Consider the following 26,762-nt stretch of genomic DNA (forward strand, 5'->3'; position numbering starts at 1 on the left):
AATATGAAACTTAAAATATATTCTTTATTCTTATTCGTTACTTCAGTATTCCTGATAGCTCAGAATCAAAAAAGTATCACACTACAGTATGACACCTCAGGGTATGCTGAGAATAGTACTTCCAACAAGTCAAGTTCTGGATCTACTCAAAAAGTGGATCCTGCAGATGTTCTTATTCCTACAGTGAATGGAGAAATGAATGTGAATGAAGGGGGAACTTTAAACTATACAATACCTATTGAAACAGTAAAAGGGATTAATGATTTTCAACCTAATGCTGCAATAGCTTATAACAGCCAGAGTGGCAATGGTCAGGCTGGTTGGGGCTGGAATGTAACTGGGATTTCAATGATCAGCCAGGGAGGTAAAAACAAAGAAATTGATGGTATCACTATTGGCCCTCAGTTTAATACTTCCGATCCGTACTATTTAGATGGTCAAAGACTTATTAAAATTAATGAATCTTCCTTTGCTACAGAAAAATATTCAAAAGTAAAAATCACAAAACCCATTTCTGGGGAATTTTCATTTATAGTTCAGTATACTGATGGGAAAATAGCAAAGTATAAAGAGTTTTCTCCAGGGCAGCATTATATTGTATTGCTTTCAGATGCGCTGGATAATCAGATTCATTACAGCTATGATTCTGAGTATTTCAACCCTTCTACAGAAAGAAGAAATATGAGACTCTCAAAAATCTCTTACGGAGGTACTGATGCGGCAAACGATCCCTATTATATCAGTATTGTTTATAAAATGAGACAGGGTCGTAATACTTCTTACAGAAATGGATTACAATCAACAAATGATAGGATAATTGATTATATTACTTCAGGTACCACCTCTACAGGAATCTATAGAAAATATTCTTTAACCTATGACATGCTTCAGAATAGTACAAGATTTCCGACGGAAAGACTACGAAAAGTTACTGTTGAAAATGGCGCCGGAAATAAGCTAAGGCCTCTGAACTTTAACTATAATACTTCTACAGGATCCCAACTAGTAACAAATTCACGTGCAGTACCCGGCTTTGGAAATGACATTAATGGATTAGGAACTGTAGCCATGGGAGATTTTTTTGAAGCTGGAAAACTTGAACCTGTATATGGTGTAAAATCAAAAAATTCGGGATATAAAATATCCAGCAGAAGAGGTAATGTGGCTCTTAGTTATCCAACGAGTGGTAACTCTACATTCCATGCTGCAAAAGTTCTTTTTAATAATAAAATATCATTAAGAGATGCTCTTATCGGAATCACTACAAATTATATAGGAGACGTAAACACAGGAGGGACACTTGTGGATGAAGTAACTTTTCATATTGATGACCTTATGGGATATCACAGCAGAACGCTGAAAATAAACCTACCCGGCGGTACATTTACTTCACCTCCCGATTATGATCATTATACAGGAGATATTATTACCCCTGAATATCTTTATAGAGATAAAACAGAAAGAACATTCCATACCGGAGATTTCAACAATGATGGTCTTATAGATTTCTTAATTTTTGAATCAGCAAACGATAACAGACCAGCTAAAATCTATTTGGTAGAAGCCTCCAAAGTACAGGCCCAAACAACAGTCCCTATTGAAATAAGTACACCTGCAGGTTTTGTGGGAAGAACATATTACAACATGGAATTTGATGGTGATGGAATTCCTGAAATTCTGGGAGTAAATACAGCACAGAAATCGTTTTCGGTCTATAAACTGGATATGAATTCAAATGCTATTACCACTAAGCTTGCAGATGTAGCATTATTCAGTTCTTTCACACCAAAAACACCTTTATTCATGGGTGATTTTAATGGTGATGGACTTACAGATTTCATGACTCCTGCGAAGGTATACGAAATGGATCCAAATGCTTTTAAAGCTTTAGGATCTTTGGTAAAGCAAATGGAAACACAAACCAACTATTGGTATACTTACCTATCAAAAGGAAATGGTTTTACCAGTTATTCGGAGCCTTACAACAACGGTGATCTGGTATATGCAGTTCCATCCAGCAGAAATATAATTAAACGTACGTCTTTCTGGGATAAGTTCTGGAATGGAGAATTTGATGAATATAAGGGTAGTGAGTATATCAATACTTCCATCATTATGGCAGATTTCAACGGGGACGGAAGAACGGATATTATCACCAGTGTAAAAATCGGGAATGCTAAATATACGCCGGATGAACTTTTATATAAAACAACAGTAACCAATTTAGGAAATAGTGTTGAATACCCATACATGGGGCAGCCTGGAAACTATTTTAACTCCAATATGGTGAATAAAATAAAATTCCTGCAAAACGGTTATATTGATAATGGTTCATCTACAATGTTCCGCCCGCTTGCCCAAAGTATTCCGTTGGAAAACACAGCTATTTCGCCACTTTCTCTGATTCTTGCTCAGCATAATTTTAATCAGCTCAATACATATACAACCGGGCTCTATATCTACGACCCTCTGCTTAAAAAAGAGACTACATTTGAGATAAAGAATGACAATTTCCTGGAAAAACAAATTCAGGAAGTCGACAATGGATCATCTGTATTACAAAGAATCGAATACAGACCTATGATTCCGAATTACAGCAATACAGAAGTTGTATATAATTATAAACCGGATGAAAATCTAAGCTATCCTTATTATACACATAACACAAACGGATCATACTATCTTGTCAATAAAATTCATACTATTTTCAACAGTAAGATTCTTACCAAAGAATATCGTTTCGAGAATGCAATCCAACATCTTGAAGGAAAGGGATTCATGGGTTTCCAGAAGATCTATATGAGTGATGCCTATGAGTCAGAATTTAAAAACAATAAATATTCTAATAAGAATCCCGTAAAGGCCCTATTCTGGAACATCACTACCAAAGATCCATTAATGGATAATGCCGTTATTTCAACTACCTATGGTGGGATCAAAAGCTTTATTACAGAAAACAGAACGATTTATAAAAAGTTTGATAAGGGCAATCATCAGTACTTGATTTTAGATACGGATGAAATTTCAAGAGATTATCTGAAGAATATCACGATCATCAAAAAGTATGACTATGATGAAACTGATGGCATAAAACTGAAAAGTGCATTTACTGATTATAATGGAATAGGATCTTCAATTATTAAGTATAATTATAAACCAGAATTTTTCAATGGAGATCATTATCTATATGGAAAATTTGCTTCTGTAGAAACTACTACTTATAAAGACGGACTATCTTTCTCCACCAAAGAAGAAACGGATTTTGCTCCAAATGGTACAGTAAGCCAGATAAGAAAATTTGGAAATGATACAAACTCTCAGCCTGTTGTTACTAATTATATTTTTAATAATTTTGGAAACTTACAAAGCGAGACTCTTTCTACTGTAGGAATTGCCTCTCAAACTACTACATATGAATATGATACAACAAACCGTTATATCAAAAAAACGATAACTCCAGATGGTCTTTTTGCTACATCAGATATTAGCATTCTTGGAATTGTCAATTCAGAAACCACCCAAACGGGTCTTACAACATCATATGTTTATGATTCATGGGGAAATGTCACAGAAGCCACAGATTATCTCGGAAAGAAAACGACTATGTCAAAATCCGTTGCCGATCTTTCTACAGGTGCCCGTTACAATCTTCATAAAAAAAGAGAAGGCGGAGTAGAAACCATTGTAACATTTGATGTTTTTGACCGGGAAATTCAGTCCAAAAGCCAATCTATTAATGGAAAATGGCTGGTTGCAAAAACAGAATATGACATTTTCGGAAGAAAGTCCAGATTCTCAGAACTATTTTTCGAAGGTGAAACTCCAAAATGGAACTCCATTGAATATGATGAGATGGACCGCCCGATTAAAAACATTGCATTTACCGGCAAAATCATTACAACATGTTATGAAGGGATGAAAGTAACAGTGGATGACGGTTATAAAAAGACATCCAAAACTCTTGATGCGATGGGTCATGTTACCCGTCATCAAGACCATGGCGGGGTTGTTGCATTTTCTTATTATCCAAATGGAGCAACCAGGGAAAGTAATTATGAGGGAATTAAGACAACCTATGAAATTGATGGGTGGGGAAATAGAAAAAAAGAATCTGACCCTTCTGCAGGAACTTTCACTTATGAGTATGATAATTTAAGCCGTATTACCAAACAAACCACTCCTAAGGGTTATTCTATTTATACTTATGATGATTTAGGAAGACCTCTAACAGAAAAAACGTATGGTAATACCCCAGCAGAAAATACCAATATTGAAAAAACATATACCTACAATGGGCAGACAAAGCTTCCGTTATCTATCACAGGGACAAGCAATGGTATACCTTTCCTTTATACCTCTTATTATGATCAGTATTATCGTGTTTATGCTAAAAGTGAAGAAACCCCTGATTTTATTTATAGTTCCGGAAATACTTATGATAACTATGGAAGAATAGATACTATAGGGATGACGACAGTTGTCATGGGGCAACATATATCAAGTTCTACTGTTAAAAATCTTTATGATGCCAATGGAATACTCATTCAGCAAAATGATGCTGATACAAACACAATGGTATGGCATCTATCTGATATCAATGCTAAGGGCCAGTATACACAAATGGAATATGGTAACGGATATTCTATTGCCAACCAATATAATCCTTCAGATTTTTCACTATTCAATATCAAGCATCAAAATACAAACAACGGAACAGTTGCTGTAGATATTGATTATAATTATGACGTTAATAAAGGTGTTCTAAACTGGCGTAGAAATAATTCTTTTGGGAATAAAGAAGAGTTTACCTATGACAAACTGAATCGTTTACTTAGTGAAGCCGTAAATGGAGTTATTACCAATGAATACACCTATGACAAAAGAGGTAGAATCACATCAAACTCAGAATTAGGAAAATATAATTATAATGAAACTGATTATAAATTACAGAGTGTTAATTTCAATACTAACGGACAAAATGTAAATACACAGAGAGGCTTTGCTACTGTAACGTACGATGCATTTAGAAGGCCAAATAAGATTGCTCTGGTTGGAAAAGACAGCCTTGGGTTTCAATATAATATCATTGGGTCAAGATACTCAATGAGCTCAAAAACGGAAAAAACCACAAAATATTATTCGTCCGATTTTGGTGTCGAAATCACTAAAAATGCGATAACAGGAACTACTGAAATAGTTACTTATATCAATGGAGACCCATATTCTGCTAACTATATCAAAAAGGAGGTTATCAAGAACGGCGTTCTTGTTCAAAAAGAGAATTATTATCTTCACAGAGATAATCTAAACAGTATTGTTGCTATTACTAAAACTGACGGTTCTGTTGTTGAAAAGAGGTTTTTTGATGCATGGGGCAACTTGAAAGGCCTAGTAAAAGCCAACGGACAAATAGTCACCAATGCTGATGAGCTAAGATTTACCCCTCTATTTATAAACAGAGGATATACCGGACATGAGCACCTTCAAACGGTAGGTCTAATTAATATGAATGCAAGGATTTATGATCCGGTAGTAAGGAAATTTTTAAGTGCTGACAGCATTATTCCAGATCAATTCAATACTCAAAGTTATGATAGATATGGATATGCCTATAATAATCCTTTGCTATATGTAGACGTTAATGGCTATGAAGCAATTACGTTAGGAGCAGCTGTTCTTATTGGTTTAGCCGTTGCTATTACTACAAGGGTGATTATGAACATGATTAATGGAATTCCGTTCTGGTATGGTTTAGGGAAAGCAGCTGTCATGGGAGCATTTTCCGGAGCCGTCAGTTTTGGGATCGGAAGTATGGCCACCTCCATTTTTGGTCAATACCTCACCGTAGGAAAAGCACTCTTTGAAGCAGCAATGCATGCTTCTACCGGGGGATTCATGTCAGTAGTAGACGGAGGAAAATTCGGAAGCGGGGCACTAAGTGGTGCGGTATCTTCAATTATGGCAAGCGGTGTTCAGTCTTTAGGAATTGATTTTGCAGCAACCAAAGCAGGAGGAGGAGACATTGTTTATAATGGCTTCGGAAAAGAAGGAATGAAGGCAGTAATGCTTGTAAGCGGAGGATTAAGTGGAGGAATATCTGCTGCAATTGCGGGAGGAAATTTCTGGCAGGGATTCAGACAAGGTCTTATTACTTCTGGGTTAAATCATTTAGGCCATATTGTGAAAGAAGGTTTTGACAGATCCAATTATGAAAAACTAATAAAACAAGTTGAAAAAATCGTTGGTCAAGACAAAGCGTATACTAAATTTTCAGGAAAAAAAGAAGACTTAATCAGACTTGTTAAGGAAGTTCCTATTTTGAATGAATTATTATTGAGAAACAAACAAGGAACTGTTGTTTGGTTTAAAATAAAAAATATAGGTAAAGATGCAAATAATCCAATACATGCTGAAACAAGACCTATAGGAGGAGGAAACAGCACCGTAGAATTGTGGTGGGATACAGCAGACACCTGGATAGGGGTTGCTGTAACAATAGGACATGAGCTTATACATACTATTAATGAATCTATGGGTATGCATGATGCCTGGAGAGCGAATATAAAAAACCCCGCATATGCTCAGGCATATGCAAAAGCAAATTCAGAATCAGCAGCCTATATGTGGGAAGCAGCTTACTCCGGATCAGGAAGTGATTATATTTATAGAACTCAAAAATCACAATCCGAACTTAACACAGCAAACTCTTTATATAAAAACTATGGTAGATAATATGAAATATATTGCATTGTTTTCCTTTTTTTTACTTTGCTCTTGTAGTAAAGGGGTAAATTATAATTTTAAGGAAACTGAGTTCAAAACAAATCAATTAGAACAGAAATTTATCGTAAAAAATAAGTCTGAATCTGATTATGCATTTTACTCATTCTATTCAACAGGAATTGAAGATCCTGTAATTGGTGCAAATTTCATTACAATTACGGATCAGAATAATAATAAAGTAAGTGCGAGAGCTATCTATATTAACTCCGAAGGACTCAATATTAACAAAAAAGACTCTCTCCTCATGGATGAGAATAAGAAGAAAGGTTTTGAAAAAAATATATTCTGGTATTCTGAAAACAGAAGTATTAAAAGAAATGCTGTTTTTGTTCAATCAGGAAAAGAAAAAATCTTTGACAGAGGGTTTGCTTTATTGAAAGATCAGTTAAAAAATGGAAATTCTTTTTTTCTTCTCAAAAAAAACGAAAAATATTTTATTCAGATTGAAGTAGATTTCGACAGTACAATTATTAAAGATTATCTGACACCTTTTGATTTAGATTCTTTAAAAAGAAATCATATTAAAATTTTCCATGGAAAACTTACCACAGATAAGATTCCATTGATCGTCAAATAAAATCAATAAAAATCATCCCCTGCCAAAGCAAGGGATGATTTTTTTATTAGAACTATAAGAATATGGGTCGGTATTTTTAACAAAGAAATCATATCAGAATTTCTTTGGAAAATTGGTTCTACTGATGATGGAATAAAAAAACCGGTACAAATTTCTTTGTACCGACTCAACCATTATTAAAAACTAACGAAAAAGATTAATCATCTGAATACTGAATAAAAAGGATGAGTCAGGAAGCCGGATGCCAAAAAGAGGAAATTCCTTTTGGGGTAATTATGACCGTCATTAGATTAACAAGGATGAAATGTATCTATTGAGCGTAAAGTAAAAAATACTTTAGTTCTTCTTCAAGACAAGGAACATCCCTCTTCCGGCACCCATTCTTCCTTCCCACAATCAATCTTTAAACATCTTCAGATTTTATAATCCTATTATTTTTTTATAAATCTATTTTTATATTCTTTTCCATCTGAGCTTTTAGAAACAATGATATAATTACCCGGAACCAAACCGCTTACATCAATCGCCTGATTATACCTGTGATCATTCTTCTGCAGAACAAGTTTTCCGGACATATCAATAATGATCACTTCTTTATAGACTTTATCTGATTCTTTCCCGATATAAAGATGCTGCACTGTAGGGTTCGGATAAATTTTCAGACTATTGTCTTTATTTTTTACTTCTCCTGTTCCTAAATTGCTGCAGAATTCCCAATTCCCGAAATTCACTTCTACAAAAGCAAAAGGATCTAACATCTGGCATTGATCAGGACAATATTCCGTACAGGCATAAAATCCGTATTTCCCTGAACTTGTGGCTATATAGGTAGCTCCTACCACTCCAGGGATAATGCAAGGATCTCCCGGCATCGGAGGATTGCTGCCCGGTACACATCTGAACCAGGTATGCTTACCATAGACTCCTGGGAATATATTATCAAACTGTATAGAAGCTCCATTGCACACATTCACTATTCCTCCATTGTCCTGATAGGTTCCCGGAGTATAAGTAGTCATCATAGCCGGAAGTCCGTATACAAAACCATCAGCAAATACTGCCGGGCTTTCCGCAATACAGTCTCCGTCTGTAACTTTAACTTTAAAATAATTCAGCTGGTCATTTCCGGTAATGGTCAGCTGTTGTGATGTAGCTCCCGGAATAGCGATCCATGGGTTGTTATTAGGAGTTTGCCAAGTCCATTCCTGTTTATACCATTGATAACTTCCATAGCCCTGTACTGTGGAAAGAATCTCATCTTCCGTATCACAGAATAAAATTGTTCCCGGATATTTCTGCCCGAGTCTTGCACTGGTAATTGTAGGGGTACATTGTGCTTTTATATTCAAAATGGTGAATAATAAAAACACTAAAAAAATTAGTTTTGTTTTCATATATAGATTATTAAGTTTGGTGTTGCTAAAAATCCTCTACATTTAATCCAACAGTACTCTGATCCCGAATTTCATATTAAAATGAAATGGTTTCTCTTTATAAATGGTATTGGGTGCGTTTTCCTCCTTAAAATGATACCCTATTCCCGGCTCTGCATATACTCCTATTTTATCTACAATCTTCAACTGAAGTCCTACTGCAGTATTGACAGAAAACTGAAAAGGTTTAGGATCAAGACTCTGTTTTGAACTTTCTTTTATTTCATCATTGACAACATAGGTAGTGGTAACACTTCCCGATATAGGTTTCTCTACGAGTGCCCCTCCTGTAATATATCCTGTAAACCTCCCTTTCTGAATAACATTGTAGTTAACCTGAACAGGAATTCCTATATAATGAACCGTCTGATCTCCTTTTATATAATTGTTATCACTTCCTGAATGCAGTTCGGAAGCCAGCTTGGTATAATTCAGACCTGTTCCTATGCCCCATCTTTTTCCCAGATTATAATAAAGAGACAATCCAAATGTAACCGGCACTTTATGCCTGATTCTCGCTTCTACCGGTTGACTCTGATTGGCTAATAATATGGACATCAGGGGATCATCATGATAATCGGATGCCATAAATACCTGCTCTACATTCATTGCTTTGCCCGTGATAGAAGCATAGCCCGGGAACTGTTGTTCTGCAGAATTGGAAGCCATATTTCCTGTCAGCATGCTCAGCATCCATGATTTTTTATTACGGGATTTTGAGGTATTTCGTTTTGTATTCTCAGCATAGATTTCCTTTGATTTCTCTTCCTTGAAAAGAACCTCATCAGAAGTCTGCTCTTTGGCAGTTTCTTTTACTGTGTCATCAATAGAAGGCACGTTATAAGCAACTTTGCTTTCCTGCTGAAAAGATTCCGATGCTGACGGAAGTTTAAAGATATCCTTGATTTTTTGGTTGTTTTCAGCTTGACTTTCTCCTCTCCTCTCGGCATATCTTTGTGCTGCAATTTTCTCTGTAGATCCTGTATTTAATATGTTATCTGCTAAAAAAGCCTCTGTTCCTGATTTTACATCATTATTCGGGCCCTTTTCTGTTTCTATAGGTTTTAAAGAGTTTTTTTCCTCCTCATTTTTCACACCTTCGGATTTCTGAGACATTCTTTTTTCTGTATTATCCTGTGGCAGTATTTTTATGAGGGAAAATAACAGCGCAATGGCAGCTGCGATTCCTCCAATTCGATAAAATAAAGATCTTCTTTCTGTATTGGTTCCTTTTTCTTTCTTTGTTCTACCTTCAGGAACTTCAGGAATAAAACCAGGAACGAAATTGTTTTCTTCCCCTGAAAATAATTCATCTTTAATGTCATCCCACAATCCTTCCGGAACGTCCTCTTCATGGTCATCCATTCTGCTACGCAGGTTATTTAGCCATTCATTATTCATATTGTGCTTTTTTTGACATTTTAAATTCTTTTATTTTCTGAGCAAGCAGTCCTTTTGCCCGGTGAAATTGAGATGCTGAGGAGTTTTCTGCTATTCCCAGCAGTACAGCAATCTCCTTATGGCTTTTTTTCTCAAATACATACAGGTTAAAAACAGTTCTATACCCATCGGGAAGAGCTCTGATCATCATCATAATATCATCACGCGGAATTTCTTCAAAATCCGGTTCTTCTTCATTAGGAATGTCCGGAAGATCATCTACTTCTACGGCAGATTTAAAATCACCTTTCTCTTTAATATGCTTCAAAGATTCATTGACAGTAATACGGGTCATCCAGGCTTTTAAAGAGCCATTTCCTCTGTACTCAAAAGATTCTATCGAACGGAACATTTTGATAAAACTGTTCTGGAGTACATCATGTACATCTTCTTTTTCCGACAGATAACGGGAGCATACATAGGACAGATTTCTAGAATAAGCTCCAAAAAGCTCTTTCCAGGCTGCTTCCTCCTTCTTCAGAAGGTGCGTTACCAAAATCTGTTCTTTACTTTCTTCCATATAATGCTGCTGCCATCTCCAGTGGGATGCTATAAAACCGTCATGCAAAAATAGATTGCATCTTTTTGATAAAGTGCAATCCATTGATGATAATATCTATCTAATTAATTTTTTATACAGAATGGGAAATTATAATCAATCACCTCATAAGGAGTAACCAATGTACCATCTACTGTAATTTTTTCTGCTGTGAGAGCATATCTAAGCGTTTGATCCAATCCCACATAATATCCTTTTTGCTTAGAGACAAATTCTACAACGGTCTTTTTATTAACGCCATCTACAGGAATCTGAAGCTCCATTGTTTTCGGAGTTAAGGTAAGTTCTATCACATTATTCGCTGTATTGATCACTGCCGCATATTTAATATCATATTTCACCTTTGCCATTGACTTCAATGCTGTTTCTGCTTTTGCAGGGTTTTTCACTACCGTTTTTACAATTTCTTCGATAGGAAATTCTGCAAATGAGATGGTATCTTTTTTTACTTTAAACTCTTTTATTCCTTCTCTTTTACTGTTTCCCTGTACTATGATCAGCTTTCCTTTATAGTTTCCTGGTAAGTTCTCCATTTTTACAGGCGGAATATCCGGTCCTTCATTATCATTGCATGAGGATAGGGCAAATCCGGCCAAAATCATTAAAACTGTTATAAAAAATCGGGGTACTGTCAATTTTTTCATTGCATTACTTTTTCGTTAAACATTATTTATTTTCGAGTACTCATTTATATAAATCCTGTTTTCTGAAAATCTTGCATGTTTTTTCAAAAAAAAGACAATATTTTTCATAAACAATTGATTTTAAGCAGATAAAAATTCATCATCCCATTGCAAATTCCATACTTGTTATAAAAATGAACTTGTATTTTTCTTTCATCAACAGCAAAAAGGAAACTACATCACATAGCTTCATTTTATTATTTATCAGTTATATTTTATTGTACTCCTCCGCCAAGTGCTCTGTAAAGATCTACCTCAGCATTTAATTTTTCAAGGGTAACATTGATGGCTTCCAGATCATTCTGGAGTTTATTATTCTGGGCAGTGATTACTTCCAGATAGGTGGCCATACCGCTTTTATAAAGCTTCAAGGCATCATTGATTCCTTTGTCCAGAATAGCTGTTTTCTGATCCAGGAGCAGGAGCCTTTCTGAAGAACCTTTAGACTTTGCCATTGCATCGGAAACTTCTCCTACGGCAGTCATTACCGATTGCTTAAAATTAATAGCTGCTTTTTCCTGTTCAATCAGAGCTGTATCATAAGCTGTTTTCAGTTGTTTTTTCTGAAAAATCGGGGCGGCCAGATTTGCGGCAATGGCTTTGGTAATAGATCCCGGAATGTCAAACCATGAGTTGAATTTATTGGAATTTACTCCTATCTGCGGACTCAGGCTGATACTAGGATACATTGCTGCTTTTGCCAATCCGGTTTTAGAATTTAAACTGATTACATTAAACTCTGCCATCTTCAGGTCCGGTCTTCGGCTTAGCAGCTGGGCGGGTAATCCTTCTGACAGTTTATTTTCGGGAATCATTGCTTTCAGATTTTCTTCTCTTTCTACTTTGGCTGGATATTCTCCGCAAAGAATACTTAAAGCATTTTCCTGAATAGAAATATTCTGTTTCGCTAAAGGAATCAGTAACTCGGCTGTTTTCTTCTGCGCTTCGGATTGCTGAACGGCCAATGAATTAATCTGTCCTGCTGTAAACTGAAGGTTCATCATTTTAAGCGTATTGTTACTCAACTCAATATTCTGTTCGGCTATTTTTAGCTGTTCGTCCAGACTGATAAGGTTGTAATAAGCCTGAGCCACCTGAACAACTATTCTGCTTTTGATGGCATTTAAGTTTTCTTTTTGCCCAAAATACTCTGCAGCTGCAGATTCTTTCTGCATTTTAGCTTTTCCCCAGATGTCTATTTCCCATGAAAGTCTCAGTGCTGCACTGAAATCATCCATATATTTTGTTCCGACAAACTGTTCGTTCAGGGAGCCGTTAAGCGTATTGGTGGAAGCCCAGCTTCTGTTGGCACCTGCCGTAAGATCTAATGTTGGCATCAAACCCAGTTTAGCTTGTTTGTAGATCAAATCCAGCTGTTCTATGTTTTTCAAAGCGACATTCACTTCGTTATTTCTTGAAAGGGCTTTATCTATTAAACCAATCAGTTTTGGATCTTTGAAGAAAGTCTTCCACGGCAGCACTACAGTATCTCCTGTTACCTGTACAGATTCTTTGTAGCTTTCGGGAATCTGAAGATCTGTTCTTGTATATTTTTTCCCTACAGCACAAGACATCAGAAGTGATGCCATTGCGCCTGAAATAAGGAAATTCTTTATATTAAATATGCTCATTTGTCAATTGATTTTCTGTTGTATGATACTTCTTTTTGGTAGAGAATTTCTCATCCAGATACTGAAAGAACATGTAAAGTACAGGGATTACAAAAACTCCCAAAACTACTCCGCTCAACATCCCCATGGCAGCACTTGTACTGATGGATTTGTTTCCTGAAGCCATTCCTCCTGTAGAAATCATCAGCGGAATCATTCCCACAATAAAAGCTAATGAAGTCATAATAATCGGACGTAATCTCACCTTTGCTCCTTCCAGTGCAGAATCCAGAATGGAAAGACCTGCTTTTCGCCTTTGTATGGCAAATTCTACAATAAGGATTGCATTTTTGGCTAGTAAACCAATAAGCATGATGAGCCCAACCTGTACATAGATATTATTATCCAGCCCGATTGCTTTTATTCCTAAGAATGCGCCCACAATTCCTGTTGGGATGGAAAGCATTACGGCTAACGGAAGAATATAACTTTCATATTGAGCAGCTAACAAGAGATATACAAAAAGTAAACATAAGCCGAAGATGGCAATTGTCTGATTTCCTGCCGATTTCTCTTCTAAACTTAGTCCTGTCCATTCGTAGCTGTAGTCAGAAGGTAATTTACTTAAGGTTTGTTCCAGCTTACCCATTAATTCTCCGTTACTCACTCCAGGTTTTGGAGATACGTTGATATTTAATGAATTGTAAAGGTTGTAACGCTGAACGGATTCCGGGCCGTAGACTTTTTTCAAAGTGATCAGTGTGTTTACCGGCACCATATCTCCTTTTTCATTCTTTACGAAAATATCATTGAACGCCTGCTCATCCATTCTGAAAACACCATCCGCTTTAATATTCACTCTGTAAAACTTCCCGAATCTTGAGAAATTCTGAGACTGGTCTCCTGAGAAATACGTTTGTACGGTTCCTAACAGGTTTGAAATGCTTACTCCCAGCTGTTTTGCTTTATCTTCATTCACTTCAAGTTCCATCTGAGGATAATCTGCCCTGAACATGGTGTAAGCAAATGCCACTTCCGGAACCTTCATCAGCTCCCCGATCAGTTCATCCGCTTTGGCTTTAAGAACCTGAGGATCTCTACCCATACGGTCCTGAAGTACAATTTCGGCATCATTCGTCATTCCATATCCTTCTACCGGAGGCATTCTGAAGGTCATTACACTTCCTTCTTTGATGACGCCCAATTTTGCATTCGCCATATCTACCACTTCCTGAATGTCCTGAACTTCTCCTCTTTCTTTTTTAGGTTTCAGTTTGACAAATCCCATTGCATAAGCTGGTCCTGCACTGTTACTAAGAAGGTTGTAGCCTGTAATGGAAGTATTTTCCTGCACTGCGTCTACTCCTTTTAGAATTTCATTGATCTTGTTGGAAACTTCCGTAGTTTTAGTCAATGCTGTTCCCGGAGGCATACTTAAGGTATACATAAAGAATCCATCATCTTCCATCGGTACGAAACTCTTAGGGGTGCTTGACATCAGCCATCCCGCAACACCGATAACCGCTACTATTAATCCTCCTGCAATCCATTTTCGCCCTATTAAAAAGCGTACTCCTTTTGCATAACGGTTCGTCATATTATTAAATCCAGCATTGAATGCTATGGCAAATCTTTGCCCGAATCCTTTTGGCTTTTTACTTTCTCCTGAGTGATTATTTTTCAAAAATACAGCACATAAAGCAGGAGTTAAAGTCAATGCGTTAACCGCTGAAATGATGATTGCTATGGCTAATGTATAAGCAAACTGCTTATAGAATAATCCTGCTGAACCGGACATAAATCCGATTGGGATAAATACCGCCGACATCACCAATGTGATTGAAATTACAGCTCCTGTGATCTCACTCATTGCCTTGTGGGTAGCTTCTCTTCCGGAGAGATCTGTTCCTTCCATATTACTGTGGACAGCTTCCACCACTACAATGGCATCATCCACTACAATCCCGATGGCCAGTACAAGGGCGAAAAGCGTCAGTACATTAATGGTAAATCCTAAAACCAGAAGAAAAAAGAAGGTACCGATAATTGCTACCGGAACTGCCACTGCCGGAATAATCGTAGATCTGAAATCCTGCAGGAATATAAATACCACGATAAATACAAGAATAAATGCTTCTATAAGTGTCGATTTCACCTGTCCTGTAGCTTCATCCAATCTTTCTTTGGTACTCATTACCTTCGTATATTTGATACCCGGAGGGAATGATTTTGATAATTGATCAAGGGCTTTATTCACGCCTATTTCAATCTGATTGGCATTAGATCCTGTAGTCTGCATAATCGCTACAGTAACTGCATTTTTCCCATTGGAAAGGTTGTCTCCTGTATTGGAAATGGCTCCGAATTCTACACGCGCTACATCTTTTAGTCTGATGACCTGACTTCCTGTATTTTTAACGATAATATTTTCATATTGTTCAGGCTTATTCTTTTTCCCTTTATATCTGATGACATATTCTAAAGCGGCATCAGATTCTTCTCCCAATTTACCCGGAGCTGATTCCAAACTATGGTCTGCAATGGCTCTGGAAACATCTGCCGGTTCAAGTCCGTAGGATGACATTTTCTGGGGGTTAAGCCATATTCTCATGGAATAATCTTTCAATCCGAAAACCATGGCCTGCCCTACTCCTTTTACCCTTTTCACCTGCGGAATAAGGTTGATATTCGCGTAGTTTTGAAGGAAAGTTTCATCGTATTGTTTATTATCTTCAGTATAAATATTGAAAATCAACACCATACTGTTCTGCTGCTTAGACGTGGTCAGTCCCATTCTCACTACCTCCTGCGGAAGGATCGGAGTGGCCTGCTGTACCCTGTTTTGCACATTTACAGCTGCCTGATCGGCATTGACACCCTGTTTGAATATAATGGAAATGGAGAATGTACCATCATTACTTGCAGTGGATTTCATGTATTCCATATCTTCCACTCCATTGATCTGCTCTTCCAACGGAGTTACCACAGAACGGATCACGGTTTCACTATTTCCTCCCGGATAAGAACCTGAAACAGTGATCGTTGGTGGAGAAATATCCGGAAACCTGGTCACTGCCAGTTGGTTTAATCCGATAATCCCTAAAATAACGATGATAAGGGATATTACTGTTGCCAGTACCGGACGGTCTATTATCTTTTTTAACATTTTTGAATTTTCTAAGAATGGTTATACAACTATTTCAAAGGAACTGTTGTCGCAACAACCTGTGCTCCGTCTGTAAGGGCATCAATTCTGTTGATCGCAATCTTATCTCCAGCATTTACGCCTTCTTTGATGAAGTAATCCTGAGAGGTGCTTCCTGAAACGGTAATTTGAGTCATTTTCACTTTATCTTTACCATTCAGCTTATAGACAAAGAATCTATCCTGAATATCTTTCACCGATGTTTTCGGAAGCTTGACAACTCCACTCAGCGCATTATGAATCATGACTCTAGCCGTTCCTCCTGATCTTAATAATTTATCCGGATTTTGAAAAACAGCTTTCATCTGGATACTTCCGGTATTTCTGTCGAAGTTTCCGCTGGCATTTTCCAGTTTTCCTTTAAGAGAATAGGTGGAACCGTCTGCAAGGATAAGCTCTACATTTTCTGCGGTATTTCCTGATGCCGTTGCTCTGCTGTGTGCAATAAAATCAGCTTCATTCATTGAAAAGTACACATTCACACTGTTTATGCTTGAAAGTGTTGTCAGAGGTGAAGCATCTGAAGGACTGATGAGGTTTCCTATTCTGTTCGGAATTCTTCCGATATATCCGCTCACCGGTGCTTTAATATAGGTAAAATTAGCATTGATCTTTGAGGATCCTAATGATGACTGTGCTTGTGCTACCTGTGCTGCTGCTGCTTTATAACTTGCCTGTGCTGTTTTCAGCTGCATATCGGAAACTACTTTTCCCTCTACAAGAGGTTTCAGCTTTTCCACTTCAAGTCTTGCTGTTTCCTGTGCCGCAATAGCTGATTTTAAAACGGCGGTACTGGTGTTTACCTGCTCATTGTATACGGATGGATTTATTCTGAAAAGGGTCTGTCCTTTGCTTACATACTGTCCTTCTTTGATATATACTGCTTCCAGATAACCAGTCACCTGCGCTTTAATATCTACATTGTCCTGCCCTTCTATGCTTCCTGGATATCCTGTAGATACGTCTGCATCTCCGGACTTCACCTGGATAAAATCTGTGGGCAATGCCTGCTGCATCTGCTGGGCATTTTCCTGGCCATTCCCCGAACCGCATGAGTACAATATCGCTGCAGCTGTAAGTGAAAGTACCAGATATCCTTTTCTGTAATTCATAACATGAGTTTTTAAATTTTACAGGAGCAAAATAACTTCATCTTATAGTGATATTCATTCAGAAGTTGGGTGAAGTGTCGTTAATTGCAGGTGAAACGTATGATAGTAAAAATGAAAGGAAAACAGCTATTTTCCTTTATAATTATGATAAAAAAGAGATTTTCGGGTGAAAATAAGAGTGAAATCATCAAAGTGAAATTAATGTATTTCATAAGTGAAACGAAAAAAAAAGATTGCTTTAGGTAAAAGCAATCTCGTTTATATTTTTATTGAATTAATAATCCATCCAGGACTTGAAAATGGAAGCTTTTTCCCGGCTTACAATGACTTCCAGATCAGGTTGTTTCCTCAGTTCAAGCTTTAGTTTTCCATTAAAATGATTAAAAATCTGCTTTACAGAATTGATGTGGATGATAAATTGTCTGTTGGCGCGGAAAAAGAATTTGGGGTCCAGCTGTTTTTCAAGCTCTTCCAATGTTTGAGGTACATTCTCTACTACTCCGGTATTCAACATGGCCTTGCTGATTCCCAATTCGGTATAGAAGTATAGGATATCTTCTGCAAGAACGGTTTTATATCCATCTCTGTGAGCGATGAGAAAACGTTTTCTGTAATCTTTCGGCTGGATATAATTTAAGAGTCCTTCGATGGCTGTTCCTACTACCGGAACAGATTCCATAAAGGTTTCGTAGCGTTTTAAAGCAGCATCCAGTTCTTCTTCTTCAATAGGTTTCAGAAGGTAATCCACACTGTTGTATTTGAATGCCTGTACTGCATATTCATCATAGGCTGTAGTGAAAATAACGGCACTTTTAACTTCATGTTTATTAAATATTTCAAAGCTCAGCCCATCTGCAAGGCGTACATCCATCATGATAACATCCGGAACGACATTATTTTCCAGCCAGTGGACTGTTGAGGTTATCGAGTCTTCTACCGACAGGATTTCGATATGGGGTCTTAACTTCAACAACAGTCTTTTTAACCTATCAGCATTGGGTTTTTCGTCTTCAACGATTAAAACTTTATTAATCTTCATATCAATGGGAGTTTTACAATAAATTTATCTTCAGTTTTTTCAATCACAGGCTTAGGATATCCTAAGATTTCGTATCGTGCAATAATATTGGTGAGTCCTACTCCTGAGGAATCCGGCTTATTGATCAAAGGCAGGAATGTATTAGAAACTACCAATTCTCCTTCAGGGATTGTATAAACGTGAATCTCCAGAGGATTTACTTTAGAGGTTTGGTTGTGCTTAATGGCATTTTCAACCAACAATTGTAAAGACAGCGGAAGGGTGAATCTGGATCTGTATTCTTCCTGGATATCTATTTTGAATACCACTCCTTCTCCAATTCTTTTTTCAATCAGAAAAATGTAGGATTCTAAAAATTTGAGTTCTTCTTCTACAGCAATGATGTCCTTTTTAGAATTGACTAAAAGGTATCTGTATACTCTCGCAAATTTCTCAGAATAATCATATCCCAGCTGCTGGTCTTCCAGGATAAGTTCTGACAACACACTTAAGTTATTGAAAATAAAATGAGGATCTATCTGAAGCTTAAGTGCCTGAAGTTCTGCGGCCATCGCAGCCTGTTTATGTTTAGAAGCTCTCAATTTATGCTGGGCGGCTTCTACTGCTGTTTTTTTCCAATTTTCCAATAAATAATCAACGGTATTAAAAGCACTGATAATCAATGATATTACAATATTGGTTGCGATCCATTGTCCCAGGAGCGTATATTCTTTGCGGGAATCCATTTCAGGTAATGTTACTGAGGTACAGTCTATGATGGAATTAATAATAATCACAATCATGACACTTCCCACGATTTGGAGCAAACACTGAATAAACAGTCGTTTTACGGTTCTGTTTCTCCAGGGAAGCCACTTATTGAGTGTTCTGTCTATAAATATACTGACCTCCGAAATAATGATTGAAAAAAAGATAATCCATGTAGCATCTTCCAGAATCATCTTCAATGGAGCATCCAGATATCCTTTCCAAACGGGGTCAAAGGGATCAATAAGATAGGAAAAAACACAGAAAGTGACCACTGCTAAAGCCCAGATTACGAGCCTCCTTTTCATGGTGGAAAGAATCTTCTTATTTCTTACTATATTTTTTCTGATGGTAGAAATCCTATTCATATCCGGGACTTTATGAATGTAAATATAGAAATAGATTTTATATGAGTATCCTCTATTTTAGGCGAGACCACAAAAACGGGGCCTGAAACGTAAAATAGGAGTGTTCAAATGGATGTGACGGTTCATCACCTGAAAAAGACATTTCATCATCATTTTATGCAACATCACCCTATTTTTACAGTAAGGGAATAACTGTCTATCATAGTTTTGTGGTATTAAATCCGGTACAATGAAAACAATAATTGTCTGCACAGATTTTTCCCAGGAAGCTGAAAACGCGACTCATTATGCAGCTTCTATGGCTAAAGAAAACAAATACAGGATTATCCTTTTTAATCTGCAAACCGTTTCTATCCATGCTTTGAATGCACAGGCTTCTGCTGAATTTTTCTACACGCAAACGCTTAAAAATCAGAAAAAACTAGAAGATAAAGCAGCTGAACTAAAGGCTCTTTATATTATAGAAACCGCACATCATCTGGCTTCCGGTAATTTTATTGAAGAACTTGAAAACTGTATACAACTCAACGAATGTGATTTTGTAGTGATGGGAATGGCAGAAAAAACTCTTGAGCAAAAGCTTTTAGGAAATAGTGTTACAAGGGCCATTCATAGGATTAAAAAGCCAATCTTAATTGTTCCCGCACACATAGAATATACTGGAATTCAGAAAATTCTTTTTGCTTATGATACTCACAAAAGTATGACCTGGTCTGCCATGAATGATATTTATTATTTCATTAATGAGTTTAATTCTGAAGTTGAGGTATTCAATGTAAGTGAAAGCCTGGAGGATTTTGCGGAGGTTATTCATGATATTGATCTGAATTCCGGATATGATCTGGATGACATTAAATACAGCTTTAAAATGATTCAATCCATCGAGGTTATCAAAGCTATTGAAGAGGAAATCAGGTTGACCAATCCAGATCTTCTGACAATGGTTCCATACAAATATAACCTTGTAGAGTCTCTTTTCCATCGCAGCAAAACAGCCATTATGGCTTATAAGAATAAAATACCATTACTATCAATCCCCCTAAACATAGATTAAGATCAATAAAAATCTGTTCTCATTTGAATTATCCTTTTTTGCCTTTAAAGGCTAAATTTTACACTTAATCTTGTTTGACAGGACCGGAAAATTAATTTCCGGTCCTGTTTTTATTTTAATTTCATATTATTATCAAACAGATGAACCATATAAAATTATTTTGTCAAAGCAATCAATGCCTGATAATAGTTTTCCAATAACCCAGGGTCTCCATTCAAAAACAAATAAGGTTCTATTAATTCCAGTTCCATTAAGTGAAATGAGTTATTGATTAGAACGCCATCTACTCTTGCATAAAGAGTTTCCTGTGGCAGACTTTTCAAATACAATCCCGCTTGTTCTATGTGCAAAGGATCCGGTACAGGATAACTGATGCTTCCGCCATGATAATGCTGTACCCTGAAATCTCCCTGTTTAGGCATTTTTAATGAGCAATGGCTATATTTTCCGTTAAAAAAAAGAAATGACCATTCTCCATTTTTGATTTCTTCTACAAAAGGCTGCACCATATAATCCTGTTCTTTCAGAAGGATTTCAATTTCTGAAGAACGTTCGTCAAAGTTTTCTTTGCTTACTGTAATTGTATTTTGTGCTCCGGCACTTACACAGGGTTTTACCACCAGTTTTTCAGTATTGAAATGATTAAAAAAAAGTCTTTCCAATACAGATCCTTTTTCAAGATATTCTGCAGGAATTACCGGAAGTCCTTTTTCTGCAACATCTTTAAGATAGTGTTTATCACTGTTCCATTGGATGATTTCGACAGGATTCAGTACTCTTACTCCAGATTTCTTGAGACTGTTCAACCAGTTCAGAAATTCATTCAGATGGTTATGATAATCCCATGGAGATTTAATGACAACTACATCATAACTGCTCCAAACTACTTTGGGATCATTCCAGATGGTTGGAACAACATCTAAGCCTTTATTTATTAAAAAATTAATCAGTTCTGTATCTTCATCATTGGTTACTCCCTGTGAGAATCTTTCTTCTTTTTTATAGCCTGTTATAGTGATTTTCATACTTTTTTTTGAGTTGTATTGGTGATTCAATTTCGGAATCCCTCATGAATAAACAGAGACACAGATTTTTCTATTTTGATGGATACAACTGGAATATTTTCATAAAATAAAAACAAATCGACAAATCACATTCAACTGAATATCAAAAAGTCGTAAATTTATTAAAGGATAAAAACAGTGTTTTCCCTCTTTTTTATAGTTGTACCGTTAGCTAATTTTGTTCAATAAAATTAAACACCATAAAAATGAAAACTTACTTTTTTACTAAGATTTTAACACCTTTGTGTGCAGCGCTTATTCTGGCTTTTTGTCTGCTAAGCTGTACCCGTTGCTCCGAACCACCTAAAGAACCCGTTAGTAACAGTTATAAAAAGAAACTGATCAGCTATCGTGAAGGCAGAGTTCTTTTTGATGAATACACCAGAACCAATCATGAAGTTCTTATGAAATCCAGAAATGGTGAACCCGACTCGCGATGGTACTGGTTCTCACTGGAAGATATGGAAGGTTATATAAAGTATGTAAAAGAAAATGCCAAGAAACAAAAATTAAAAAATCCGGGAATCAGGATTTATATGGGAAAATACCCATTGAATCATCCTAAAAACAGAATGGCAAAACCGGAATATGCAGGCTATCAGACTATATTTTTAGTTCCTACCTCCCAAAAACGAGAAAGAACCAATGCAATGGCCAGATCCGCCTCCACCGAAGAAAATACAGATGTGCCTTCTATAGAATCTATGAATATGACCAATCTGGCACCACCACCAAAAACACTGTCAGGAACAATGCCTTAAAAAACACAAAATTATGAACTGGAATATTGAAACAGGGAAACAGATATCGATGATCATCTCCATTATAGTAATGGTTTTAATGATCATAAAATATAGAAAAACCGGAAAAGAGAATTTGTTTTTTATCATTGGATATCTGTTGTTTTCCCTGATCGATATTTTCTGTTATTTCTACTTCCGGCTGACAAGTATGCCTACGGACATCTTTTATGTAATTGGTTTTTTAATGATTGTCTTTTTTCTGTATTTATTGTATTATTACCAATTATTGTATGTTCCGTTGCTCAAAAAGATACAGATTATCATTCTGATTCTTTTTGTTCTCAATATTATTGTAATGTTTTATACAGAAGATGATCTGCTTCATCATTTTTCTTTTAACATGCTATATGTGGACATTCTCCTGTTGTTATTTTCTATTATTTTGTTCTTGTATCAGACTTTTAATTCGGATAAAATATTGGGAATCAATAATTACCTGCCATTCTGGATATCAGTGGCACTGCTGATCTTTTTTATCGGAAGTATTCCGATTCTATTTTTCAGAACTACTGTTTCAGAAAGTATTTATTTCTTCATTTTATTTATGCTGAATCTGATCAGCAACAGTATCCTGATATTCGGTTTATTAGGAAACAAACAGGAAAAAACCCGATAAATGCTTCTTAGATATGGAAGAGAATAATTTGGTCATCATCTTCACCATTACTTTATTCATTGTTGTTTTGACAATGATCTTCATCTATGCGGTCTTTATCAAGAAAAAAACAACACTGCTCATAGCTCAAAAGGAAAAAGATCTACGGTTCGAAAAAGAACTGGCGACTTCACAGGTAGAGATGAAAGAGCAAACTTTAAACTACATAGGGCAGGAATTGCATGATGATCTGGGGCAAAAACTTTCTGTTGTCCGACTTCGTCAAAACCAGCTGATTACCAAATTGAAAAGTTCAGAAAAAGAAGACCTCATCGAACTGAATGAATTGTTGGGCGAATGCATACAGGACATCCGAAACCTATCAAAAACACTGATTACTGAACAGATTATTCATTTCGGATTGGCAGAATCCATAGAAAGAGAAGTCCAAAGGATACAAAAACTGAAATTATTAAAAATAGAGTTTATCACTCAAAAGCAGGATATTGATATTTCTCCTAAACACGGTCTCATCCTTTTCAGGATCGTTCAGGAAAGTATCAACAATATTCTGAAACATTCCAAAGCCAAAAATGTTGCCATACAGATAGAAGATGACTGTGAGAAATTACACATCAGTATTTCCGACAACGGAAGAGGCTTTGATACCAGCAGTATTCAGGACGGCTCAGGTTTGAAAAATATGGAACTGAGAGCCAAACTGATTCATGCTGAACTGTCTATACACTCAGAACTGAATAAAGGAACACAAACTTTGATAACCTATCACAAAAATTTATTATGAAAACTATTCCCATAGCGATCGTTGATGATCATACTTTAATCTCCAAAGCACTGGAGAATATGATCACAGAAAACACTCAATATCGGGTTATTATGAATCATCCCAACGGAGAAGAATTTATTGCTGGTGTGGAAAAAGCTTCTGAATTACCCGCTGTAGTACTGATGGATGTTAATATGCCTTATAAAAACGGCATAGAAACCACAGAATGGCTTACCGAGCATTATCCCGATATAAAAGTGATAGCTCTCACCATGGATGATGATGAAAAAGTTCTCATCAGAATGCTGAAAGCAGGAGCCAAAGGATATCTGCTGAAAGATATGCAGCCTTCTATCCTTTTTCAGGCTATAGACACCGTATTTGAGAAAGGCAGTTTTTATACTGATTTTGTAGCTCAGAAACTACTGAAAGTAAAAACAGAGGAAATGAAAAATGCTTCCCTTCTTTCCGAACTGAAAGACAGGGAAAAAGAGTTTATAAAATGGGCCTGCAGTGAACTTACTTACAAGGAAATTGCCGACAAAATGTGCTTAAGTCCCAAAACCATTGATGGCTACAGAGATTCGGTTTTTGTAAAACTGGATATAAAAAACAGAGCGGGGTTGGTGCTTTTTGCTTTGAAACATGATCTGTGCTGATTGAATATTCCAACTTTTTAAACTCATTTATTATTCTATAAAAAACATCTTTACATTCTTTTTATGCATCCGGCAGCTTTTCAAGCTGCCGGTTTTTTATTTTACAACACATTCATTTACAATACAAAAGGTGTTTTTCCTTTTTCAAAATACGGTTTTCTCCTCTGTTTTCGTCCTTCAGAATGACGGAATTTTGTCATAGAAAAAAACAAACACCAAAAGGCAGAACCCGAAAAGCCGAAACAGAGTAGGGAATATTTTTAAAACTAATACAATGAAAAAAGCACTTATCGTAGGTATTAATGATTATGCACCCATCGGATACGGAGGCCCGGATCTTAACGGTTGTGTAAATGACGCGAGGGATATGGCAAATACATTGGTTATCTGTGGTTTTAGTCCGGCAAAGATTAAAATCCTGACCAATCAAAATGCCACAAGAGCGAATATATTAAACTATCTGAAATCCATGATCAGCACAAGCGTAAAAGGAGATTCTCTTGTTTTTTATTATTCCGGACACGGAACCAGAGTTGCGAATATCGGATCGGATCTGGAACTGGATGGCCTGGACGAAGCAATCTGTCCACACGATTATGCCAATAACGGAGTTATTCGTGATGATGATTTTAAAACAGTTCTCAGCAAGCTAAAAGCTGGGGTTAATATGGAAGTTATCTTTGACTGCTGCTATTCCGGAACAGGAACCCGAAAAATGGATCTTGGATTAGAAGCAGATCTTCTCAACGAAACTGCCCGTTATATTCCACCAATGCTTGAAGACGAGTTTTATCTGACGTATGCCAGTGAAATGGAAACTTCTAAAAGTTCAAAAAAATCAACTGTATTGACTAAAGCATTAGTCCCTGTTGCCGGAATGAATCATACATTATGGGCCGCTGCGAAAGATAATCAGGTATCTATGGAAGGAAATATCAGCGGACAAATACGAGGATACTTCACCTACCACTTCTGTAAAATATTGCGTGCTACCAATGGTAATATCGTCCGAAAAACACTTGACAAGCAGGTGGCTATTGCATTAGCAGCTATGGGGGCAGCTCAAATTAACCAAACTGAAAGCATTACTGCAGAATTTTCACAAAAAATATTCACTTAATCATAAAACTATACAGGCGAAATCCGAAAAGCCATCAAAAGAGTAGGAACACACTAGATTAAAAATAATGATCATGTCAAAAATTGAAAACAACAACCCAATGACCGCTGAAGAGGTTTTAAGACTTAGAACTGTAAAAGCAAAATCAACTGAGAAACCGTCAGCAATCGAAAAATTATTCAGCCAGCTTCCGGTTATGGAAACCATTAATGGAAGAACTTTTCCTAAAGGAATGAAAACCATAGGAATGCCTATGGATGAAAAAACAGCAGAAAACAGAGCTCTGGAAACTGACCATTTCTACCCTACCCATGCTGATTTTGAATACAACCCGAAACTCGAACCTAAAAAAGACCGTAAACCTAAATTCATTGAAAGAGATTCTTTCCTGACTCCGGAAAATGCAAGAACTATTTTTGGAGCAGATCAAAGAAAAGTATATAATTCTACGGCCTATCCGTGGAGATGTGTTGGAAGAGTAGAAAGTTCTTTAGGGTCAGGAAGCGGTGTAATGATCGGGCCAAGACACCTTCTTACGTGCTCTCATATTGTAGACTGGCAGCCTAATAACACTACAGGATGGCTGAAGTTCACGCCAATGTATTACAATGGAAGCGCTCCTTATGGAACGGCCTGGGGTACATTAACGTATTACAAATATAAAGTAGCAGGCCCTACCATCGATTCTACAGAGATTCAATATGATTATGTAGTGATTGTATTAGACAGACCTATCGGAAACAGCACAGGCTGGTTAGGCTCAAAATCCTACTCAGATTCCTGGGATGGAGGTGCTTACTGGACTCATGCAGGATATCCGGGAGACCTTACAGGAACCCAAAGACCAACCTACCAGACTGGGATCGCACTGGATGGCGATTTCTGGAGTGCTGATGATAACGAAAGCATGAGCCATAAAGCAGATATATGGCCTGGACAAAGCGGAGGTCCTTTCTGGGGATATTGGGACGGCTCTCCGTATGCCGTGGCTACTCAAAGTGCCCATAATCCAAGTGATAATTTTGCAAGTGGCGGCTCAGATTTAGTCAATCTGGTCATCAGAGCAAGAAATGAACATCCTTAATTTATTTTTTAGCTTTAATAGAATCCCGTCTTTAAAGACG

General features: G+C 36.8%; 19 protein-coding genes. 9 read left to right on the top strand and 10 right to left on the bottom strand.

Going from position 1 to position 26,762, the window contains the following annotated elements; genetic code table 11:
• Window positions 1-3 precede the first annotated feature (3 nt).
• Together ACM6F9_RS13630 and ACM6F9_RS13635 are read left to right on the top strand one after the other, a co-directional pair.
• Window positions 4-6,732, top strand: coding sequence for an RHS repeat-associated core domain-containing protein (locus tag ACM6F9_RS13630; protein WP_414846215.1), 6,729 nt, complete (start codon window positions 4-6; stop codon window positions 6,730-6,732).
• A 1-nt stretch (window position 6,733) separates the two neighbouring features.
• Complete coding sequence (locus ACM6F9_RS13635; RefSeq protein WP_414846216.1) at window positions 6,734-7,360, top strand: hypothetical protein; 627 nt, start codon at window positions 6,734-6,736, stop codon at window positions 7,358-7,360.
• A 431-nt stretch (window positions 7,361-7,791) separates the two neighbouring features.
• Here ACM6F9_RS13635 and ACM6F9_RS13640 read toward each other — a convergent pair whose 3' ends face one another.
• The 9 genes from ACM6F9_RS13640 to ACM6F9_RS13680 form a co-directional block, all read right to left on the bottom strand.
• A complete protein-coding gene (locus ACM6F9_RS13640) occupies window positions 7,792-8,754 on the bottom strand; it encodes a T9SS type A sorting domain-containing protein (protein WP_414846217.1) in 963 nt (320 codons plus the stop codon).
• 42 nt (window positions 8,755-8,796) lie between these two features.
• Window positions 8,797-10,194, bottom strand: a complete 1,398-nt coding sequence (locus tag ACM6F9_RS13645; RefSeq protein WP_414846218.1) for a porin family protein — start codon at window positions 10,192-10,194, stop codon at window positions 8,797-8,799.
• Complete coding sequence (locus ACM6F9_RS13650) at window positions 10,187-10,801, bottom strand: RNA polymerase sigma factor (RefSeq protein WP_414846219.1); 615 nt, start codon at window positions 10,799-10,801, stop codon at window positions 10,187-10,189. The genes ACM6F9_RS13645 and ACM6F9_RS13650 overlap by 8 nt, the downstream gene beginning before the upstream one ends.
• 56 nt (window positions 10,802-10,857) lie before the next feature.
• Entirely contained in the window at window positions 10,858-11,436 is a 579-nt protein-coding gene (locus ACM6F9_RS13655) for a DUF4840 domain-containing protein (RefSeq protein WP_414846220.1), read from the bottom strand.
• Window positions 11,437-11,690: 254 nt separating this feature from the next.
• Window positions 11,691-13,106 (bottom strand): efflux transporter outer membrane subunit, encoded by a 1,416-nt coding sequence (locus ACM6F9_RS13660; protein ID WP_414846221.1) that lies wholly within the window; start codon window positions 13,104-13,106, stop codon window positions 11,691-11,693.
• Window positions 13,093-16,251, bottom strand: a complete 3,159-nt coding sequence (locus ACM6F9_RS13665) for an efflux RND transporter permease subunit (protein WP_414846222.1) — start codon at window positions 16,249-16,251, stop codon at window positions 13,093-13,095. The genes ACM6F9_RS13660 and ACM6F9_RS13665 overlap by 14 nt, the downstream gene beginning before the upstream one ends.
• Window positions 16,252-16,280: 29 nt before the next feature.
• Window positions 16,281-17,402: an efflux RND transporter periplasmic adaptor subunit gene (locus ACM6F9_RS13670; protein ID WP_414846223.1), complete on the bottom strand. Its 1,122-nt coding sequence runs from the start codon at window positions 17,400-17,402 to the stop codon at window positions 16,281-16,283.
• A 274-nt stretch (window positions 17,403-17,676) separates the two neighbouring features.
• Window positions 17,677-18,441, bottom strand: a complete 765-nt coding sequence (locus ACM6F9_RS13675) for a LytR/AlgR family response regulator transcription factor (protein ID WP_414846224.1) — start codon at window positions 18,439-18,441, stop codon at window positions 17,677-17,679.
• Window positions 18,438-19,556, bottom strand: coding sequence for a sensor histidine kinase (locus ACM6F9_RS13680; protein WP_414846225.1), 1,119 nt, complete (start codon window positions 19,554-19,556; stop codon window positions 18,438-18,440). The genes ACM6F9_RS13675 and ACM6F9_RS13680 overlap by 4 nt, the downstream gene beginning before the upstream one ends.
• A gap of 229 nt (window positions 19,557-19,785) precedes the next feature.
• Here ACM6F9_RS13680 and ACM6F9_RS13685 point away from each other — a divergent pair, with 229 nt between their 5' ends.
• Window positions 19,786-20,610 (top strand): universal stress protein, encoded by an 825-nt coding sequence (locus tag ACM6F9_RS13685; protein ID WP_414846226.1) that lies wholly within the window; start codon window positions 19,786-19,788, stop codon window positions 20,608-20,610.
• 155 nt (window positions 20,611-20,765) lie between these two features.
• Here ACM6F9_RS13685 and ACM6F9_RS13690 read toward each other — a convergent pair whose 3' ends face one another.
• Window positions 20,766-21,635, bottom strand: coding sequence for an ATP-grasp domain-containing protein (locus tag ACM6F9_RS13690; protein ID WP_414846227.1), 870 nt, complete (start codon window positions 21,633-21,635; stop codon window positions 20,766-20,768).
• Between the two features lie 245 nt (window positions 21,636-21,880).
• Here ACM6F9_RS13690 and ACM6F9_RS13695 point away from each other — a divergent pair, with 245 nt between their 5' ends.
• The 6 genes from ACM6F9_RS13695 (at window position 21,881) to ACM6F9_RS13720 (ending at window position 26,722) form a co-directional block, all read left to right on the top strand.
• Window positions 21,881-22,435, top strand: a complete 555-nt coding sequence (locus tag ACM6F9_RS13695) for a hypothetical protein (protein WP_414846228.1) — start codon at window positions 21,881-21,883, stop codon at window positions 22,433-22,435.
• Between the two features lie 13 nt (window positions 22,436-22,448).
• Window positions 22,449-23,093 carry a hypothetical protein gene (locus ACM6F9_RS13700; protein ID WP_414846229.1) on the top strand — a complete coding sequence of 215 codons (645 nt, stop codon included), beginning with the start codon at window positions 22,449-22,451 and terminating at the stop codon, window positions 23,091-23,093.
• A gap of 13 nt (window positions 23,094-23,106) precedes the next feature.
• On the top strand, window positions 23,107-23,877 hold the full coding sequence (locus tag ACM6F9_RS13705; protein WP_414846230.1) for a sensor histidine kinase: 771 nt from the start codon (window positions 23,107-23,109) through the stop codon (window positions 23,875-23,877).
• Window positions 23,874-24,518 (top strand): response regulator transcription factor, encoded by a 645-nt coding sequence (locus tag ACM6F9_RS13710; RefSeq protein WP_129038916.1) that lies wholly within the window; start codon window positions 23,874-23,876, stop codon window positions 24,516-24,518. Before ACM6F9_RS13705 ends, ACM6F9_RS13710 begins: the two co-directional genes overlap by 4 nt.
• Before the next feature lie 274 nt (window positions 24,519-24,792).
• Complete coding sequence (locus ACM6F9_RS13715) at window positions 24,793-25,638, top strand: caspase family protein (protein ID WP_277693703.1); 846 nt, start codon at window positions 24,793-24,795, stop codon at window positions 25,636-25,638.
• A 73-nt stretch (window positions 25,639-25,711) separates the two neighbouring features.
• Window positions 25,712-26,722, top strand: a complete 1,011-nt coding sequence (locus tag ACM6F9_RS13720) for a trypsin-like serine peptidase (RefSeq protein ID WP_414846231.1) — start codon at window positions 25,712-25,714, stop codon at window positions 26,720-26,722.
• Window positions 26,723-26,762 lie beyond the last annotated feature (40 nt).

It is taken from the genome of Chryseobacterium sp. IT-36CA2, from assembly GCF_949767875.1.
In the GTDB taxonomy this organism is placed as follows: Bacteria; Bacteroidota; Bacteroidia; order Flavobacteriales; family Weeksellaceae; genus Chryseobacterium.

Excerpts from the sequence above, each read along its gene's own strand:
- ACM6F9_RS13630 (WP_414846215.1), top strand. The coding sequence starts at position 4 with ATGAAACTTAAAATATATTCTTTATTCTTATTCGTTACTTCAGTATTC.
- ACM6F9_RS13635 (WP_414846216.1), top strand. The coding sequence starts at position 6,734 with ATGAAATATATTGCATTGTTTTCCTTTTTTTTACTTTGCTCTTGTAGT.
- ACM6F9_RS13640 (WP_414846217.1), bottom strand. The coding sequence starts at position 8,754 with ATGAAAACAAAACTAATTTTTTTAGTGTTTTTATTATTCACCATTTTG.
- ACM6F9_RS13645 (WP_414846218.1), bottom strand. The coding sequence starts at position 10,194 with ATGAATAATGAATGGCTAAATAACCTGCGTAGCAGAATGGATGACCAT.
- ACM6F9_RS13655 (WP_414846220.1), bottom strand. The coding sequence starts at position 11,436 with ATGAAAAAATTGACAGTACCCCGATTTTTTATAACAGTTTTAATGATT.
- ACM6F9_RS13660 (WP_414846221.1), bottom strand. The coding sequence starts at position 13,106 with ATGAGCATATTTAATATAAAGAATTTCCTTATTTCAGGCGCAATGGCA.
- ACM6F9_RS13665 (WP_414846222.1), bottom strand. The coding sequence starts at position 16,251 with ATGTTAAAAAAGATAATAGACCGTCCGGTACTGGCAACAGTAATATCC.
- ACM6F9_RS13670 (WP_414846223.1), bottom strand. The coding sequence starts at position 17,402 with ATGAATTACAGAAAAGGATATCTGGTACTTTCACTTACAGCTGCAGCG.
- ACM6F9_RS13675 (WP_414846224.1), bottom strand. The coding sequence starts at position 18,441 with ATGAAGATTAATAAAGTTTTAATCGTTGAAGACGAAAAACCCAATGCT.
- ACM6F9_RS13680 (WP_414846225.1), bottom strand. The coding sequence starts at position 19,556 with ATGAATAGGATTTCTACCATCAGAAAAAATATAGTAAGAAATAAGAAG.
- ACM6F9_RS13685 (WP_414846226.1), top strand. The coding sequence starts at position 19,786 with ATGAAAACAATAATTGTCTGCACAGATTTTTCCCAGGAAGCTGAAAAC.
- ACM6F9_RS13690 (WP_414846227.1), bottom strand. The coding sequence starts at position 21,635 with ATGAAAATCACTATAACAGGCTATAAAAAAGAAGAAAGATTCTCACAG.
- ACM6F9_RS13695 (WP_414846228.1), top strand. The coding sequence starts at position 21,881 with ATGAAAACTTACTTTTTTACTAAGATTTTAACACCTTTGTGTGCAGCG.
- ACM6F9_RS13700 (WP_414846229.1), top strand. The coding sequence starts at position 22,449 with ATGAACTGGAATATTGAAACAGGGAAACAGATATCGATGATCATCTCC.
- ACM6F9_RS13705 (WP_414846230.1), top strand. The coding sequence starts at position 23,107 with ATGGAAGAGAATAATTTGGTCATCATCTTCACCATTACTTTATTCATT.
- ACM6F9_RS13710 (WP_129038916.1), top strand. The coding sequence starts at position 23,874 with ATGAAAACTATTCCCATAGCGATCGTTGATGATCATACTTTAATCTCC.
- ACM6F9_RS13715 (WP_277693703.1), top strand. The coding sequence starts at position 24,793 with ATGAAAAAAGCACTTATCGTAGGTATTAATGATTATGCACCCATCGGA.
- ACM6F9_RS13720 (WP_414846231.1), top strand. The coding sequence starts at position 25,712 with ATGTCAAAAATTGAAAACAACAACCCAATGACCGCTGAAGAGGTTTTA.